16 protein-coding genes are annotated in these 16,598 nt (G+C 39.6%); 3 read left to right on the top strand and 13 right to left on the bottom strand.

Translation table 11 applies throughout. The features are described 5' to 3' along the window. Window positions 1-59 precede the first annotated feature (59 nt). The 6 genes from rbsD to EFB00_RS12420 form a co-directional block, all read right to left on the bottom strand. Window positions 60-458, bottom strand: coding sequence for a D-ribose pyranase (gene rbsD / locus EFB00_RS12395; protein ID WP_122647196.1), 399 nt, complete (start codon window positions 456-458; stop codon window positions 60-62). Beyond that, window positions 433-1,335 (bottom strand): ribokinase, encoded by a 903-nt coding sequence (rbsK, locus tag EFB00_RS12400; protein ID WP_122647197.1) that lies wholly within the window; start codon window positions 1,333-1,335, stop codon window positions 433-435. Before rbsK ends, rbsD begins: the two co-directional genes overlap by 26 nt. Beyond that, window positions 1,332-2,315 (bottom strand): LacI family DNA-binding transcriptional regulator, encoded by a 984-nt coding sequence (locus EFB00_RS12405; RefSeq protein WP_122647198.1) that lies wholly within the window; start codon window positions 2,313-2,315, stop codon window positions 1,332-1,334. Before EFB00_RS12405 ends, rbsK begins: the two co-directional genes overlap by 4 nt. 151 nt (window positions 2,316-2,466) lie before the next feature. Beyond that, window positions 2,467-2,820, bottom strand: a complete 354-nt coding sequence (locus tag EFB00_RS12410) for an iron-sulfur cluster biosynthesis family protein (protein WP_122647199.1) — start codon at window positions 2,818-2,820, stop codon at window positions 2,467-2,469. Between the two features lie 239 nt (window positions 2,821-3,059). Further along, window positions 3,060-3,659 (bottom strand): ECF transporter S component, encoded by a 600-nt coding sequence (locus EFB00_RS12415; protein ID WP_122647200.1) that lies wholly within the window; start codon window positions 3,657-3,659, stop codon window positions 3,060-3,062. Between the two features lie 167 nt (window positions 3,660-3,826). After that, on the bottom strand, window positions 3,827-5,125 hold the full coding sequence (locus tag EFB00_RS12420) for an MFS transporter (RefSeq protein WP_122647201.1): 1,299 nt from the start codon (window positions 5,123-5,125) through the stop codon (window positions 3,827-3,829). Between the two features lie 584 nt (window positions 5,126-5,709). Here EFB00_RS12420 and EFB00_RS12425 point away from each other — a divergent pair. Further along, window positions 5,710-6,102, top strand: coding sequence for a VOC family protein (locus EFB00_RS12425; protein ID WP_122647202.1), 393 nt, complete (start codon window positions 5,710-5,712; stop codon window positions 6,100-6,102). A gap of 594 nt (window positions 6,103-6,696) precedes the next feature. Next, on the top strand, window positions 6,697-7,494 hold the full coding sequence (locus tag EFB00_RS12430) for a DUF2785 domain-containing protein (RefSeq protein ID WP_122647203.1): 798 nt from the start codon (window positions 6,697-6,699) through the stop codon (window positions 7,492-7,494). A gap of 430 nt (window positions 7,495-7,924) precedes the next feature. Here the strand turns inward: EFB00_RS12430 and EFB00_RS12435 are convergent, their stop codons facing one another. Together EFB00_RS12435 and EFB00_RS12440 are read right to left on the bottom strand one after the other, a co-directional pair. Beyond that, on the bottom strand, window positions 7,925-8,677 hold the full coding sequence (locus EFB00_RS12435; protein WP_241153461.1) for a phosphotransferase: 753 nt from the start codon (window positions 8,675-8,677) through the stop codon (window positions 7,925-7,927). Window positions 8,678-8,793: 116 nt separating this feature from the next. Further along, complete coding sequence (locus tag EFB00_RS12440; RefSeq protein WP_122647205.1) at window positions 8,794-9,510, bottom strand: MerR family DNA-binding transcriptional regulator; 717 nt, start codon at window positions 9,508-9,510, stop codon at window positions 8,794-8,796. 181 nt (window positions 9,511-9,691) lie between these two features. On the opposite strand from EFB00_RS12440, the gene EFB00_RS12445 reads away from it, so the two are divergent. Next, entirely contained in the window at window positions 9,692-10,114 is a 423-nt protein-coding gene (locus EFB00_RS12445) for a VOC family protein (RefSeq protein ID WP_122647206.1), read from the top strand. A 347-nt stretch (window positions 10,115-10,461) separates the two neighbouring features. On the opposite strand, the gene EFB00_RS12450 is transcribed toward EFB00_RS12445, so the two are convergent. The 5 genes from EFB00_RS12450 to citF form a co-directional block, all read right to left on the bottom strand. Next, window positions 10,462-11,241, bottom strand: a complete 780-nt coding sequence (locus EFB00_RS12450) for an ABC transporter ATP-binding protein (protein WP_122647207.1) — start codon at window positions 11,239-11,241, stop codon at window positions 10,462-10,464. 365 nt (window positions 11,242-11,606) lie between these two features. Further along, window positions 11,607-12,845, bottom strand: a complete 1,239-nt coding sequence (sstT, locus tag EFB00_RS12455) for a serine/threonine transporter SstT (protein ID WP_122647208.1) — start codon at window positions 12,843-12,845, stop codon at window positions 11,607-11,609. A gap of 292 nt (window positions 12,846-13,137) precedes the next feature. After that, the gene (locus tag EFB00_RS12460) at window positions 13,138-14,532 is read right to left on the bottom strand and encodes an oxaloacetate decarboxylase subunit alpha (RefSeq protein ID WP_122647209.1); all 1,395 of its coding nucleotides are present in this window, start codon (window positions 14,530-14,532) and stop codon (window positions 13,138-13,140) included. Beyond that, a complete protein-coding gene (gene citX, locus EFB00_RS12465; protein ID WP_122647210.1) occupies window positions 14,525-15,073 on the bottom strand; it encodes a citrate lyase holo-[acyl-carrier protein] synthase in 549 nt (182 codons plus the stop codon). Before citX ends, EFB00_RS12460 begins: the two co-directional genes overlap by 8 nt. After that, window positions 15,066-16,598 carry a citrate lyase subunit alpha gene (citF, locus tag EFB00_RS12470; protein ID WP_122647211.1) on the bottom strand — a complete coding sequence of 511 codons (1,533 nt, stop codon included), beginning with the start codon at window positions 16,596-16,598 and terminating at the stop codon, window positions 15,066-15,068. The genes citX and citF overlap by 8 nt, the downstream gene beginning before the upstream one ends.

Genomic DNA, 16,598 nt, shown 5'->3' on the forward strand with positions numbered 1-16,598 from the left:
AAAACTGGCACACCGGAAATACGCCTTCTACCTATTGACCGATTCGTAACTAAATATCCCTAAAAAATAACTGCTGATTGCAAAATGATATTTGCATAAGGTGTATTTTCGCCAGTTCGGATGATCGTTTTTGAGCGGCTTGTTTGCTTTTTGAAATCTTCATGACTAATAAAGACCACATCAATTCCATCAGGTAACGCTTCCAAAATTTTCTTTAACTGATCAGGGTTCTGCTCTTTGATCTCTTCTGCTAGAAAAACTTTTTCGACGGCCATATCTTCTAGAACTGTATCCAGCACTGAATCAAAGCTGGGAATACCTAAACGCAATGCCAGATCGATTTTTTCAACTCCTGAGGGAACCGGCAAGCCGGCATCCCCTATCGTAAGCTGATCTGTGTGTCCCAAATCCGCCAATACTTTAGCGATATTGCTATTTAAAATCCCATTTTTTTTCATAGCTTGAATGCTCCTTCATCATTTCTAGTGTTGGCATGCCTCCTTGCGCCCCGAATCCTTGCACAGAAATGGCTGCTGCAAGATTGGCAAAGCCTAACGCTTCAGGCAGCTCTTTCCCGTTTAATAACGCAGTTGCCATAGCACCGTTGAATGTATCCCCAGCACCGGTGGTATCAAGAGGCTTGACCTTAAATGCCGGTACGACCACTTCTTCTTTTCCGTTATGGAATACCGCTCCTCTTGATCCTAACGTGATAATGAGCTTGTTGGGATATTTCGCTAGCACTTCCTTTTGTGTTTGGCCGGGAAAAAGAATCGCCGCTTCATGCTCATTTGGCGTAAGATAACTCACCTTTTCGATATATTCTTCTGAAATAGAGCGTGCCGGCGCAGGATTCAGCAAAGTATCGATAGTATGCTCCCAACAAAAATCAATGATCGCTTCGTTGGTGGCTTGCGGTATCTCATTTTGTAAAATCACCAGATCACTTGCTAATAATTGGTCACTGAATGTTTCAATATCTTGCGGCAGCATCTCATTATTTGCACCAGGAATCACGATGATACTGTTATCCTCTTGAAACAATACGATATGGGCTGAGCCGCTCTCGCTATGTGTAACCCGTTCCACATGACTTATATCAACACCAGTGCTTTCAAGATTTGCTATGATAGCTGTACCAAATGCGTCATTGCCTACTTTACCTACCATTGACACCTCTGCCCCAAGCCGGCTGGCAGCGACCGCCTGATTTGCTCCCTTACCGCCAAATGCGGTGGTAAAGTTCTTGCCAATCACTGTTTCTCCTTGATTCGGCTTGATATCGGTAGTCACCACAAAATCAGTCGACATACTCCCCACTACTGTAATTTTCATTTGCGCCCCTTCTTTCTCAATGTATCTCGTTCAATAAGTGTAACTGGTAGTACGATTTTCTTTTGGTTTACTTTTTTATTATTCATCAGTTGGTAAAGCATTTCCGCTCCCTGATAGCCGATTTCATAAGCCGGCTGATGGATCGTCGTCAACGGCGGCACTACTAGATTGCTGATAGGAATGTCATCATATCCTATCACCTGTAGATCCGCAGGTACACGGATATTCCGGCGGTAAGCTTCTTGGATCAACGCGATCGCATGGATATCACTTGGTGCGATCACTGTGTCAATCAGCGGAAAATGTTCAAATACTTCCTGCGCCGTTTTTACAGCATCCTCTAGTAAAAAAGAGGAAGAATGTACAACGAAATAACGGCTTTTTGATTGATTCAATATCTTGATCATTCCTTGAAGGCGTTCATGGGAACGATCGACTTCCTTAGGGCCAGCGATCACAACGATTCCTCCAGGAGCAGTTTCTAAAACAGCACGTGCCGCTAATTCACCTCCAGACAGATCGTCCGCATGAATCGAATACTCAGAATCCGTACCGACTCGATCAAGAAAAACAAGCGGTTTAAATTCATCATAAGTAATAATATCGCCATCTACCGCTGATAAAACTCCGGCAATATTGTTCTGACTAAAAGCATGGATATAATCTACTGCCCGTTCAGAATTCTCTTGGACATTACCTAAAATGACCTGATACCCTTTTCCATGTAAAAAATCTTCCACACCTTTTGCTAAAAGCGGAAAAAAGGGATTTGAGATGTCTGGCAATAATAAGCCGACCAATTTTGATTTTTTTTGATAAAGCGAACGCGCTACTTCGTTCGGTCGAAAATTTAAATCTTTGATTGCGCGATTGATTTTTTTACGGGACTCTTCACTGACATACCCGCTTCCATTGATAGCTCTTGATACTGTCGCGACAGATAAACCAGCAAGCTTTGCAACATCTCTAATGGTCGCCATTTCTTCACCTTCTAAAATAAGTAACCGTTTACACACATACTATAATCCATTTCCAAATAAATTTCAACTATATATTTATTTTTGAATGAAATTGAATAAAACAAAGGACTGAATTGGTAAACAATACTTTCAGTCCCGTTCTTGACTTTATTTAGTTACCCGTAAAATCAATAAATCCTAAATTATCGTCGATCATACCGCCATCCCCGCTCAAAGTAAACATCCCTCGATTCGTTTGATAACGGATCGTCATGTTAGGATCTAAATCGACTGATGAATAACCTTTGATCCAGATATCCCCCAAGTTGCTAGGGACTGCTGTATCATAATCTGCCGCGGTTTCGGCGGCATCAACGATATTCAACGTAAACTGGACTTGCATATGGATCATAGCGTGCTGCGAGTAAGGACCTACACCGTCCTCAAAGGTCAATAGTAATTTCTTTTTATCGTTGAGGTGCGATTGGATCTTTTGGAGCGCTGGTTCGTCAAAAGTTATTTTCATGATTTTTCCCTTCTTTCTTAAAATGGTGCAACTTTTTTATCTTTCTTCTAGATTTTTTTGGATTTATTCCATTATTTATTTTTATTATATTCCTTTTTTAAAATTGTAGAACGTCAATTTTTTACCAATAAATGAAAAAAAGGATTCGTGTTAACAAAAAATAAGACCCTTGAAAAAGAATTTCAAAGGGCCGTTTTATCTGTTCATAAATTCTAAAATTGTGAAAATACTCCGACCTCTTATTCCCCCGGTTTTAATTGTGTAGATGCAAATAAAGCTTTGACAATGATCGGTGTAATAACGGCGGCTGCGATTACTTCTGGAATCCCATTGGTTACAACAAGCGCGCTTAGAGTTGTAAATAAGGCGGAAGTATCCACGCCGTAAGTTTTCGCTACCAGATTAGTATAGAGAAGTCCCATCAATCCCAACACTAAGACCGTGTTGGTCAAAGTTCCGAAAATCGCAGCAATCACTGAAGAAAATACAACCTTTTTAGACTTGCGATATAGCCATTGGAATAAGAATCCTGACACTAAACCGACAAGGACTCTGGGAACGACTGAGATGATCGGATTTGTGAAGACTGCGATATCTAAAGGCGTAGACGGAGAAGTAAACGCGCGAATGATCGTAAAAATCCCCCACATCAGTCCGATGAACATCCCATCTTTCATGCCTAGTGTAATTGCGGCAACAATGACAGTGATATGGATGATGGTGACACTTACTATCCCTAAAGGAATATAGCCAAAAAACGGAATCATGGCTTGAACAATAATAATCGCAGTTAAAATTGCCCGAATCGTTAAACGATAGGTTTTATTTTTTGTATTCATATAAGAAGCTCCTTTTAATGACCTATTTATTAAATTTATATTATTATACTGCATACGTAATGAGAATGTCTTCAATAAGAACAAATTGTTTCTCAATACCAAAATACCGTTGCTTGGAAGTAAATATTTTATAAAACAAATGCCTCCAAAATTTTGGAGGCATTGTTTCAGTCTTGATTGTCTACAGAAGTATCGCTTTTTGCGGCACGTTTTTCTGCCAATTTTTGATTCAATTCCTTGTCATAATTGCGCGCAGCTGGTGTCAAGAAAGTAATCACACCACAAATCAATGTCCCTACGCCGGCAAGGATAAAAATCTTTTCTACACCTATTTTATCCGCCAAAGGACCTGCAAAAATCAAGCCCACAGGTCCGGTGATACTCATCAATGAATTCAAAACACCCATGATTCGTCCCAAATATTTTGGCTCAAAGCTTTGTTGGATCATCGCCATCAATAATGTATTGAAAAACGGTGTAGCGAGCCCGGCAAAAATATTCAGAATCACGAAATAAACAAATCCACGATTAGTTCCCGGTAAAAAGCCGCTGAGACCGATAGTGATCCCAATCACTGTATATGCAGCGAATATCGGCTTCATTCGATCGCTCCATTTACCAAAGATCCCGATGATTGCTCCCCCTGCCAACATCCCTACCGAATAAACAACTTCAATCAAACCGGCTTGTCCCACAGTTCCATTAAAATAATCCATTGTCATCAACGGATAAAGACTAGCGGCCGGCATGAATATCAATGTAAACACCGCACCGATGATCGTAATGTACCATAATCCTTTATTTTCAACGAGCTTTTTCAAACCAAATTTTGAATCTGCTAAAAGATGGATGCTTTCTCCTTCTGAAACGACATGAGGAATCGTCACCAGCGCTAACATCCCTACTCCCAAAATTGCTCCTAATACATCTGTCAAAATCAAGAAATTCATTGGAATGACAGAAAATAAAAATGCTCCTAACGCCGGTGCGATAATAAAGTTAGCCGATTGTACCGCGCCTAGCTGACCATTGACTTTTGTTAGTTCTTTTTCTGGAACCATCGTTGGCAAGATTGACTGGATCGTCGGCATTTGAAATGTCTGCGCAACGGAACGCACAAAAAGCGAAACAAAAACCAGCCACAGAGGAAATTCTGATGCAAGCGTCCCTGCGATCGATAAGACAATCGCAAAGATCGCGACAACGACATCCGTTACGATCAAAAGAACTTTTTTATTCCATCGATCGATCAATGGTCCTACAAAGGGTCCTAAGACTACCATTGGAATCATGCCTAGCAGTGTCGCAAAACTTAAGATCGTCGCAGAGCCTGTTGCTCTAGTCAAATACCAAATGATCGCATACTGCACCACCATGCTAGTGATCCCCGAAAGAAATTGACCTGCCAGAAAAAGATAAAAATTCTTGCGCCATTTATTTAAATTGAAAGATTGCGAGTCAGTCATAACAATAACACCCCTACCTGTAAAATACGTATTCCTAAATTCCCAAACAAACAATTATCTCTTATCGATCATGATGGCACGCAACTTTCTTTCGTCATTGTTCGTTGATTTTATCGTAATTTTAAAGAAGGAACAAGCAAAAAGGCAGTCTCTTTTGTAATTTTATTGCTCTTTTTATTCTATCGATCTGCTGGTAAAAATAAGCACTAACCTTTCTTTTTTTAGCTTTAAAAAACTATCTCTGATTTGATTTTCCCTTACTTTCTAGAACAAAATATATAAACCATTCAACAAAGAATGCTGTGATTTTGATTCTATATATAATAATCATAGATACGTCAGAATCGAGGGATTAAGATGAAGCAGTCAAAATACGTAAAGCCTCTGATGACTTTTTCCTTTTATTAATAAAATACAATAATTCTCTTTAAATTCTGGCAGTTTACAGGTACAAGCTGATAATAAAGCATCTCCCACAGTTTTTCTTCTTTTGAAACTCAACAGAAAAGCTGGCTTTAAGTATTTTTATCAGTGCCATGTTATAATTATCTCTGTAACATAACAATAGTTTAGGAGGGAGCAGGATGAAACAGGCATTTCCGTTTTTGACATATAGCGGTCAGGCTGAAGCGGCAATCAATCTTTACCATACAGCTTTTCCTAGTTCTCAGATTACTAAGTTGAATCGTTATGGAGCGGCCAGCAAGGATGAATCAAATTTGATCCTTGAAGGTGAATTACAGTTAGGCAATATTACACTTGGATTTTTAGATATGACAAAGGACTCTCCCGCCCCAACTCCTACTTGGGCATCTTCTATTTTGATTGAAGTTGATGATCAGGCAGAGTTTGACCAAGCTTTCAACACGTTAAAAGAAGGCGGCACCGTAATCATGCACGAAAAAAATTTCGATAAGTATACAGAGATCTGTTGGGTTACTGATAAATATGGTTTTACTTGGCAGCTGCTTTTTTGATAGTATAAACGACTAAAAAACGGTATTTGTTCTCTCCGTAAGTTGAGAGATAAATGCCGTTTTTATTATGTTGCAATGGTTTTTACAAGTCATATATCGACCATTTCAAAACAGCCCTCACAAGATCATCGCTTAGTTCATTGATCCTCTAACTAATTTTGATAAATTGCTGGCATAAACTGATTGGAAAGCACATAGAAATCACTCATCTGACTTTGGAGTTTTTTCAATCAGCAAAAAACTTTTCGTTTGTCTGATCAATTGCTTTTAAGGTAGTTAAAAAAAAACGCAGAATCAAGATAAATTATTTCAAATAAATCCTTTGATTAAAAAATGAAAAAGAATTATAAACAAGCCGCAAAGAAATCGGTTTTGCTAATTATGAACATCTTTAGTTATAAAAAAGAAAAACAATGTAAGATGGTCTGAAATCCATACTCATTTTTGTTAGTATGTATAGCAGCAAGCAGAGTGATACAAGGATTCATTTAACACCAAATTGGACAAATTCTAACTATATCAAGTAAAAGTATGAAAATTTATTACAACCTAATTGCCTTTTACCTGCTATAATTTAGCAAAGGAGGAGTTAAGGTGGAAAGTATTTTACGGGAAAAACTAGCTTCTAAAGAAATTGTTTTTTCTGATCAAGAAGTATCTTGGTTGGTGGAAAACATTGGGAATCCTAAAGCTGAAATTCGTGATAAACTGGTTTATTTATTACTTGTTCGTGGACTTTCAGAAAATTTAATGACAAAAGATCAATATCGATTTTTAGTGAAGCAAACAATTGATAATGAATTGTTATTTTACCATATCCATCGAGGTTTACCGGCCACACTGACCAGAACATTCACTGCTTTGCTTATTTGTGTTTTAGTTTATGTCGATGGAAAAAAGGACTCTGGTTACTATGGGCTTTTGACTGAATCAGAACGAGATTATTATTTTCACTCAGCCATTAAGTATTTAGAATTAGAACAAGATTTTACTGGTTACTCCGATAATTATGGTTGGGTACATGCTTTTGCCCACGGTGCAGATTTGTTACTTTATTGTATGCTGCATGAAAAATTCCCAGACAATTTAAAATCAAAAGCGCTAGAAGTGATTTCTGGTGTTTTCAAAAGGTTGCCTGAAGCTTTTGTAGATGAAGAAGAACGCAGATTAGCAACTGTTATCTATGAAAATATCTTAGCTGGTCACTTAAAATCTGAAACCGTGGCGACGTGGATTAACCAACAAAATTTTCCTTTGCATGAGAGGATTGATTTTAGCCGACTAGCAACGTTTAAAAATTTCTTAGCAGCTATCTATTTCCATTTGTTACCTACTGACAAATTAGAAGGTCCTTTAAAGAATAGTTTGTTGAACTATCTGAAAGATTATTAACCGCTCACTAGTTCAATTCAAATAATCCAATTAGAACAAACAGCCCGTCGATCCTGCGATTGACGGGCTTTCTTTCACTTTTTGCGAAGTTTTCCCCTTTTCAGTGACGCAGTGGATACTCCCACTGTGGCGGACTGTATGCCTTAGTATTGATATGAACGACGGGTCTTATTAGGACGATCAGCTTTCTGCTTTTTAGGTATTCAACGCCTCTACTTCCGCTACTGCCAATGATTAAGTTATATACACTGAGCACAGATATACATATGATTCTGATTCGAAATGAACAAAATCAAGTCTCTTTTTCTGCAATGATATCCAAAAGCTTCGTAATGAGGCAATATCATTCACCTTCTCTTTGGATCGTATAGATAATGAATATCCTCTTGATGTCAAACAAACTGAAGTTCCAAGATTCGCTTTCTTTGTATCATCCAGGAGCGAGCAGTTCTTCGTTTTCTTTTAAAAACTTTATATCGTTTTTATATTTTTCTATATGCCCATCTGCAATATTGACTTGAAAATTCTTTTCACCACTTTGAGCTTCTTTCTCCATAAATTCAATCAAATAGTCCAACCTTTTAACCAAACAAGGAACTATTAAGGAATACTCGCTTTTTGAAAGTCCATAAGCCTCCAAAAACAGTCTTAACCTTACCTGCATCTCAGTAGTGACTTCTGTTGTATCATCAAAATATAACGGAACCCATCGATATGCTCCGTAAACGACATCCCACAATCTAGTCCCAGGCATCACGGTATCAAAATCAATTATTCCAGTTGCTATTCCATCAATTGTCGTGACGTTGTAAGGGGCAAAGTCTCCATGACACATCACCTCGTGGGGCATATCATAAGTTAACATCCATTTTTCTTGACCGCTTAATGATTTTAGAAAATCGGCTCCTTTATCATGAAAGTCTCTCAGTAACTTCCCCGCAGATATAATTGATTTATGAGTTAAAAGTTTAGCTGGCAATGGATAACTGTAAACCTCTCCCGGTACGTAAGAGAGAATTTCGTTCCCATCCTGATCAAAGCCTAATGGTTCGGGTACATATGTAACATTCTTATCTCTTAAATATCTTAAAAAATTCTGGATATCAATAGACCATGGTTTTTGTGGTCGTATAACTTTTTTATCTTTTATCTTTATTTCCGGTCTGCCTATATTCCTTTCCATGACAATTCCTCCTCCGTATTGTCAGTTTCTTAAAACATAAATACAGCTGCCCCATTCATTTTCCATGATACACATTTTCTTAATGATACCCAACATTCGTGTATTGCAAGCTCCATTCATGATACTCCCGGCTTCTTTTCTCCCACAACATCCAAGGGTTTCTGCAATGACGCGATACCTCGAATCTGCTCTACTAGCAAGTGATCGATATATTGAAGAGATTGTAGAGCCATCTCTTTGGTGCGCAGGATATCATTTTTATCAATATCTTCCAACACCTCACGAACGATATCCAACGAAAATACCGCTCTTTGGATTGTACGGATAATAAATACCCTCCTGATATCAGACAGGCTGAAGATACGGAAGCCGCTTTCTTTATGCCGACTAGGCTCGATCAATCCCTCCCTTTCCCAATGACGAATAGCTGAAGCTGATACGTTCGCTTCTTTTGCCACCTCTCCAATCGTGAAAGATTTTTTTGAGTAATATTTCATATCAGGAAGATCTGTTAAATCTTTAGAATCAAGGATAGCCAAGGTTTTATAGACGATTTCTTTTTCAGTGTGGAGATCGACTTGGGCTTTGTTGATTAGCCACAAAGCATCATGGATATCTCCACTTATGATTTTTGGCATAACTCTTTTGACCAGGTCCATCCCAAATCCCGTATTTAATGCACGGATACATTGAAAATACGCTTCATGCTCTTTTGAATAGATACGATATCCATTTTCAGCTCGCTCAACTTTTGGAACGATTTCCCATGCTTCGTAATGTCGCAATGCGCTTGTGCTTATATTCAACTTTTTCGCTATCTCGATGCCTTTCATTATCCACACCTCTTTTCTTTACAAATAAACATTAAAGTTCATGACGGCTTTTTTTATACTAACTTTGTTTTAACTATGTCTATAGTAACAAAACCTTATCATTTGCACTAATATTATATGATTAAAGAGTAAGGTGGATTTTGGCACTTTACAAATACCTAACTCAAAGGAGAGCTTATCTATGAAAAAACAACAAGAAAAACAAACGGTCGTCCCTTATTTTATGGTTCTAAACGCGTCACAATTTATCGAATTTACTGAAAAAACGTTTCAGTCTGAAGTATTGAAGATCAATAAATTGGAAGGTACGGAAGGCATTATTCACGCTGAAATGAAAATCGGCAACAGCATTGTTTATTTTGCGGATACTTCCGCAGATGGCAGCTGCGGTCCTGGTGTATGCGGAGAATTAAAAAATGATGGACTGATTCCAGTTCAGATGTATGTTTATGTCGAAGATGCGATCGAAACGTACCAAAAAGCAGTGGCAGCCGGCGCAATGTCTGTAATGGAACCAACAGAAGAGATGGGATCTATGGGTGGTTTTGCGGATCCCTTAGGCAATCTTTGGTGGGTTCAATCAAAGGATCGCTCAGAAAAGTGATAGTATTTGGCACCAAAAACGGGCACTATAATTTTTAGAAATTGTAGTGCCCGCTTTACGTTAATAGATACCTGTTTCTTACTCAAAAAAGACAACCTGAAAGTATGCTGACAATCAGGTTATCTGAAATTTTTTTCACAGTTTGTTTCGCTATTCATAATATACATACTAATTCTTCTACTTGTTAATTATGATTATCTTACGTTCCTAGTATACTAAATTTTCTTTTGAAAAAATTCATCGCTCATTTCTATCAATTGTACCGGAAGATCCAATCTTGTGGGGTTCAACGAAAACAAAATGCTTACAACATTAGCACCCTCACTAAAATAGTAGATATTCTTCTTTTATCTAGGAATAACCATCAAACGTTCTTCGCTCATCGTATGGATAGCAATTGGTCGTTGATAAAAATCATTCAATGTAGCTTCATTTAGTAATTCTTTACGGAGTCCTTGTTTATAAATCTGGCCATTTCGGATCATTAACAGATGATTGATAAATGGTAAAATTTCCTCTGTATGATGGGTCACATACAATAAACTTGGCGCATCTATCTCTTGTTTCATTCTTTTGATGCGCGCCAATAGATCTTCTTTTGCAAATAGATCCAATCCATTACATGGTTCATCTAAAATCAATAATTCTGGTTTAGCCATCAATGCACGTGCAATCAGCACGATTTGTTTCTCTCCTTGAGACAAGACCTTAAATGCTTTGCCAATTAGTTTTTCAGCTCCAAGTGAACGTAAAAGCTGTTTAGCTTCTGCTAGATCGCCTTCTGAATATGTTTGATAGATTCCGATACTGGCAAATTTTCCTGATAAAACAATGTATTCAGACCGTTCTTCTCGATGGATGCGTTCTTGTAATGACTGGCTCACCCATCCGATTCGTTTCGTCAAATCAGGGATTGACGTTTCCCCAAATAATTCTCCCAAGACAGTTAGCTTTCCCTCAGAGGGCCACAAATTACCTGATATCATGTTCAACATCAAACTCTTTCCAGCACCATTTAACCCCAGTATTGCCCAATCTTCACCAGATTTGACGTGCCAATTGATATCTTGTAAGAGGACGTTTTGTTCGCGAATAAGTTTTACGTGGTCAAAATTTAAAATTTCCATCCTTTTTCTCCCTACTTTCAGCTATATTAGCAAATATCTATTACTAATTCTATTTTATAGTGTGCTTGCATACAGATAATAAAAAAACTAAAGATTATCTATCAAGGTGGGCTTTAGCCCATCAGTACTTTTTCTTATAATCTCGTCGAACTACTCTCACCTTTTGACGCCGGCCAAACAACGCTTGACTGACATTTAGAAGCTCATATAAATCTATACGTTTCTTTTCGGCTTTTGATTTGACGACTCAAATCTAAAAATGCGGACTTTTGCTTTTTTCAAGCCTTTTTTATATCGAATAAAATATTTTATCTAAAAAAATCCGCAGCTTGCCTCATTCAAGACAACAACTACGGATTCTCTTATTATAATTTCGCTTCACGAACTCGTTCGTTGATATCTACGGGTTTTCCCGCCCGCTTCAAGTCGTAAAATTCAGCGGTGGCGGTAAACAATAGGTCGCTTGCCGAATTCACAGCCGTTTCTACAGAGTCTTGGATCACACCGATCACAAAACCTACGCCCACCACTTGCATGGCGATATCATTAGGAATATTGAACAAGCTGCAGGCTAATGGAATCAGCAATAAACTTCCGCCAGCGATCCCAGAGGCTCCTGTAGCAGAGATCCCAGACAGCAAGCACAAAAGAAATGCCAATGTGAATGGTACATGTATACCCAAAGTATAGGCAGTGGCCAATGTCATGATAGAAATCGTCATAGCAGCTCCCCCACTGTTGGCAGAAGCGCCTAATGGAATCGAAATAGAATAAGATTCCTTGTTCAGCTTCAATCTCTCAGACAACTCCATATTGATAGGAATATTGACCGCTGAACTACGAGTAAAGAACGCTGGGATCCCGCTTTCTTTCATACAATAAAAGGTCAGCGGAAACGGATTTTGTCGCAGCAATACAAAGACCATCAATGGATAAACAATATACGCCACAAAAAGCATCGTGCCGACTACTAACAAAATCAGTTTCCCGTATTCAGCCATCCCGCTCAATCCGATATCAGAAACGGAACGGAAAACTAAGCCGATGATCCCAAAAGGTGCCAACTCGATCACGATTTGAACAACATTGGAGACAGCTTCAGAAATATCCGTAACGACCTTTTTAGTCGTTTCACTAAATGCCCGCAAACTTAACCCAATCACACAACTCCAAACTAAAATCGCTAAATAATTGCCTTCTGCTACTGCTTTGACTGGGTTCATCACGGCATTCGTCAAAATACCGGTTAAAATCTCCTTCAAATTTTGCGGTGCTTGATATTTAGTCGTCAATTCCGGTAAAACCAATTTGACTGGGAAAAGATAGGACGCGACAACAGCTGTTAGAGCAGCAACTAAAGTAGCCGCTAAATAAAGAACGATCACGGTTTTCATATGTGTCTGCTGCCCTTTGGAATGTTTCGCCAATGAAGCAAGGATCAGTGTAAAAACTAAAACCGGCGCGATACCTTTTAATGCCTCAATGAATAAATCCCCTAAAATCCCGATCGGTTCCCAGGAAGGAACAACAACTCCCAAAATCCCACCAATCAAGATCCCAATAATAATTTTTTGTATCAATGACAACCTTTTATAATTCTTCATGAAATTCCCCCTTTTTAAATCTTTATGACATTTTAACAAATTTCTTAATTTTCACAAGTTTTTTCTGAAAATTCATGTAATTTATTTTAATTGTAATAAATAATATCCAAATAGACCTTACGATATTGGTACAAAACAGCATCGATTTCTTGTCTAACTTTGATAGATATATTTTATTATAAGTATATTATTCACAGAAATATTCAGTAATGAGTATACGTCTTTTCCAACCAAAAAACCCATGACAATTTTTGATTGTGATGGGTTCTTTGATTGATACTATAAACTGTTTTTAATTTAAATCGATGCGTACATCTACCGTTTGTACCGGAATATCATAGAAAGGATCTTCCCGTCTTCCTAAGAAATCTTTGGCTTGTTGCGGGAATAATGCGTACATCAAGACATCTTCTTCTGATTTAGCATATTCTTTGATCTCTTCTGCAAAACCTGGTAATTGCGGTTCGATCAGATCCGCTGGTCGGACGGTCACTACTTCTTCGGTGCCGATGATTTTTTCCTGCACCTCTTTTGCAATCGGTGCTGGCGGACGTCCATATAAACCTCGGACGTAGTCTTTGATCTCATTTGGCACTAGTTTGTAGCGCTCGCCGGAAATAACGTTCATCAATGATTGGGTCCCTACCATTTGCGACAATGGTGTCACCAATGGAGGAAACCCCAGATCAGCACGGACTTTAGGGACTTCTGCTAAAACTTCTTCGTATTTATCTTGGAGTCCCTGCTCTGTCAATTGGCTCAAAAGGTTAGACAGCATTCCGCCAGGAACTTGATATATCAATGTTTTTGGTTCGATATCTTTTACTTTTGGATTCAAGATCCCTTCATTGCGGAAGCGATCACGGATCGGATTAAAGTATTCCGCCATTTCGGCTAGTTTCTCCATCTTCAGACCTGTCTCAAATCCCATATCTTCTAGCGCAATAGCGACTGATTCAGTTGCTGGCTGACTTGTTCCACCGGCAAAAGAAGAAATCGCCGTATCGATGATATCCGCGCCGGCTTCGGCAACCTTCAGATATGTCATTTCGGAGATTCCGCTGGTAGCATGGGTATGGACTTCTAAAGGCAAAGCCACAGCATCTTTGATCTTAGCCACCAATTCATAACCGGTTTGCGGTGTTAATACTCCCGCCATATCTTTGATGCAGATGGAGTCCGCCCCAGCTTCAGCCATTTCTTTTGCCAATTTAACAAAATAATCTACCGTATGGATCGCACTCGTAGTATAAGAGATCGCTGTTTGGCAGTGGCCGCCGGCTTCTTTAGCAGTGGTGATCGATGTCTTCAGATTACGAGTATCATTCAAAGCATCAAATACTCGGATCACATCGATCCCGTTTTCAACTGATTTTTCTACAAATGCCCGAACCACATCATCAGCGTAGTTTTTATAGCCTAATAGATTTTGCCCTCGCAATAGCATTTGCAATTTTGTATTTTTAACTTGTTTACGGATCTGCCGCAATCTTTCCCATGGATCTTCATCTAAGAAACGGATACATGAGTCAAATGTCGCGCCGCCCCACATTTCAAGGGCATGAAATCCTGCCTCGTCCATGGTTTGAAGAATCGGCAGCATATCTGAAGTCGGCATCCGAGTCGCGATCAAACTTTGCTGTCCATCCCGCAACACCGTTTCCGTAAAAAGGATTTTTTTAGTCATTACAGTGCCCCTTTCCATTGTTTATAATTGTTGCGATTGCCTGATGCATCTCGGCTACTGTGTGTTTTCGTGAGCGTCCGCATTCTTTGGCATCTTGTTGGCAAACATAGCAGCGTCTTCTTGGCAGCCCGAGTTCTTGTCGGCTGACGCTCTTGATGTCGCCATCTTCCAGCCAAAGCACGTCTAAGTCCATCAAGCGGCCATAAGGATGGGTCTCTTCGATTGTCACCATTTGTTTTTTCAGTTCTTGGCTGGTTAAGGAAACAGCCAAGTAATATTCCGGACCGGTTTTTTTGCTGCGATAAAGATGGGCGACCGAAACATTGAATAATCGGCTTTCAATTGTTTCGATCATCTCTTCGAAAATTTTCGTTAAAGTAGGTGAATTTTTCACCGGTCCGGGAATGTTCATTGTCGCTGATAACAACGCCGCGTCGTGATTAGCTGTCAAGATTTCTTTTTGAGCAGCTGCTCGGCTCTCTCTAGCTTCCAGCATTTCAGGCAGAATGATCGTTGGTCCATCAAATAGATCATTAGACATTTTTTACCACATCGATCAATGTACCATCTCGGTATTCGATCAATGCAACGACTTTATCGCCGTATTGGATCGGTTCCGGTTTGCCAACGATACTGTAGGCTTTTTCTTTTAATTCTTCGATCGTGTATTGAGGAACATCCAATTTTTTAAAGTGTTCCATCAAATCTGGTCGGTTCGGATTGATAGCGACCCCGACTTCTGTGACAACGACATCCACACTGGTTCCTGGGGTCACCACAGTATTGACTTTGTCAACAATTGTTGGGATACGTCCGCGAACGATCGGTGCGATCACTAAGCTCATCTTGCACGCCATACTTGTATCTGAGTGTCCACCAGACGCACCGCGGATTACACCATCTGATCCGGTGATCACGTTGATGTTGAAATCTGTGTCGATCTCTAAAGCAGACAAGATCGCGGTATCCAGCTGATTGATCACGGAGCCTTTGCTCAAAGGTGAAGCGTACATGTTCGCATCGATCTCATAATGATTGCTGTTGGTTCCTAAAGAAATCGCTGACGGATGATCGAAGTCCTGGACATCCATGATTTTTTCGACCAAACCTTCTTCCAGAAGTTCCACCATCGCATTGGTGATCCCACCAAGTGCGAAACTTGCTTTGATACCGTCTTTCAGCATTGCTTCCCGCATAAATCGGGAAACTGCTAATGCTGCGCCGCCGGTTCCGGTTTGGAAAGAAAATCCTTCTTTATAATAAGGCGAATTGGTGATCACTTTGGCTGCATATTCTGCGATCAATAATTCTTTCGGATTTTTTGTGAAACGAGTCGCCCCTTTTGCGATCCCTGCTGGATCACCGATAGCATCGACTTCAACGACATAATCTACATCTGTTTGTGGGATGCTGATCGGTGTATTAGGAAACGGCACTAAGGTATCGGTAATGATCACTACTTGATCGGCATATTTTGCATCGATCATCGCGTATCCTAATGATCCGCAAGTCGCTTTTCCGACAGTTCCATTGGCATTTCCATATTCATCAGAGCTTGGCGCTCCGAGAAAAGCGACATCGATATGGATATCACCGGCCGCGACAGCTCTGGCACGTCCCCCATGAGAACGGATCACTACCGGATTTTCCATGATCCCAGAAGAGATCGCCGCACCGACTTTGTCTCTCAAGCCGCTGGAAGTGATATTAGTAACCACACCATTTTTGATGTGTTCGATCAACGGTTCATGGACATTGGCGATAGAACTTGGCGCGATGGAAAGGTTTTTGATCCCCATATTTGCGATTTCTGCCAAAACCATATTCATGACATAATCCCCTTCACGAAAATGATGATGGAAGGAAATCGTCATGCCGTCTTTCAGGCCGGTTTTTTCGATGGCTTCTCGAATACTGCCTACTATTTTGTTATCGCGAGGTTTAACCGGTTTGATTTTGCGGTTAGCCTCTTGATAAGGTGTGATATGTGCAAGTTCTCCTTCGTATACGCCATATTGATCGGCATATGTTTGAGGGATCTCTTTTCCTACTTTATTCATGACCAT

The sequence above is a fragment of the Enterococcus mediterraneensis genome (assembly GCF_900604485.1).
Classification (GTDB): domain Bacteria; phylum Bacillota; class Bacilli; order Lactobacillales; family Enterococcaceae; genus Enterococcus_C; species Enterococcus_C mediterraneensis.

Coding starts and splice junctions, on each gene's coding strand:
- EFB00_RS12410 (WP_122647199.1), bottom strand. CDS start 2,820: ATGAAAATAACTTTTGACGAACCAGCGCTCCAAAAGATCCAATCGCAC.
- EFB00_RS12435 (WP_241153461.1), bottom strand. CDS start 8,677: ATGGAAAGGAATATAGGCAGACCGGAAATAAAGATAAAAGATAAAAAA.
- citX (WP_122647210.1), bottom strand. CDS start 15,073: ATGTCTAATGATCTATTTGATGGACCAACGATCATTCTGCCTGAAATG.
- EFB00_RS12425 (WP_122647202.1), top strand. CDS start 5,710: ATGAAACAGGCATTTCCGTTTTTGACATATAGCGGTCAGGCTGAAGCG.
- EFB00_RS12440 (WP_122647205.1), bottom strand. CDS start 9,510: ATGAAAGGCATCGAGATAGCGAAAAAGTTGAATATAAGCACAAGCGCA.
- EFB00_RS12450 (WP_122647207.1), bottom strand. CDS start 11,241: ATGGAAATTTTAAATTTTGACCACGTAAAACTTATTCGCGAACAAAAC.
- rbsD (WP_122647196.1), bottom strand. CDS start 458: ATGAAAAAAAATGGGATTTTAAATAGCAATATCGCTAAAGTATTGGCG.
- EFB00_RS12420 (WP_122647201.1), bottom strand. CDS start 5,125: ATGACTGACTCGCAATCTTTCAATTTAAATAAATGGCGCAAGAATTTT.
- EFB00_RS12405 (WP_122647198.1), bottom strand. CDS start 2,315: ATGGCGACCATTAGAGATGTTGCAAAGCTTGCTGGTTTATCTGTCGCG.
- EFB00_RS12415 (WP_122647200.1), bottom strand. CDS start 3,659: ATGAATACAAAAAATAAAACCTATCGTTTAACGATTCGGGCAATTTTA.
- EFB00_RS12445 (WP_122647206.1), top strand. CDS start 9,692: ATGAAAAAACAACAAGAAAAACAAACGGTCGTCCCTTATTTTATGGTT.
- citF (WP_122647211.1), bottom strand. CDS start 16,598: ATGGTCATGAATAAAGTAGGAAAAGAGATCCCTCAAACATATGCCGAT.
- EFB00_RS12460 (WP_122647209.1), bottom strand. CDS start 14,532: ATGACTAAAAAAATCCTTTTTACGGAAACGGTGTTGCGGGATGGACAG.
- rbsK (WP_122647197.1), bottom strand. CDS start 1,335: ATGAAAATTACAGTAGTGGGGAGTATGTCGACTGATTTTGTGGTGACT.
- sstT (WP_122647208.1), bottom strand. CDS start 12,845: ATGAAGAATTATAAAAGGTTGTCATTGATACAAAAAATTATTATTGGG.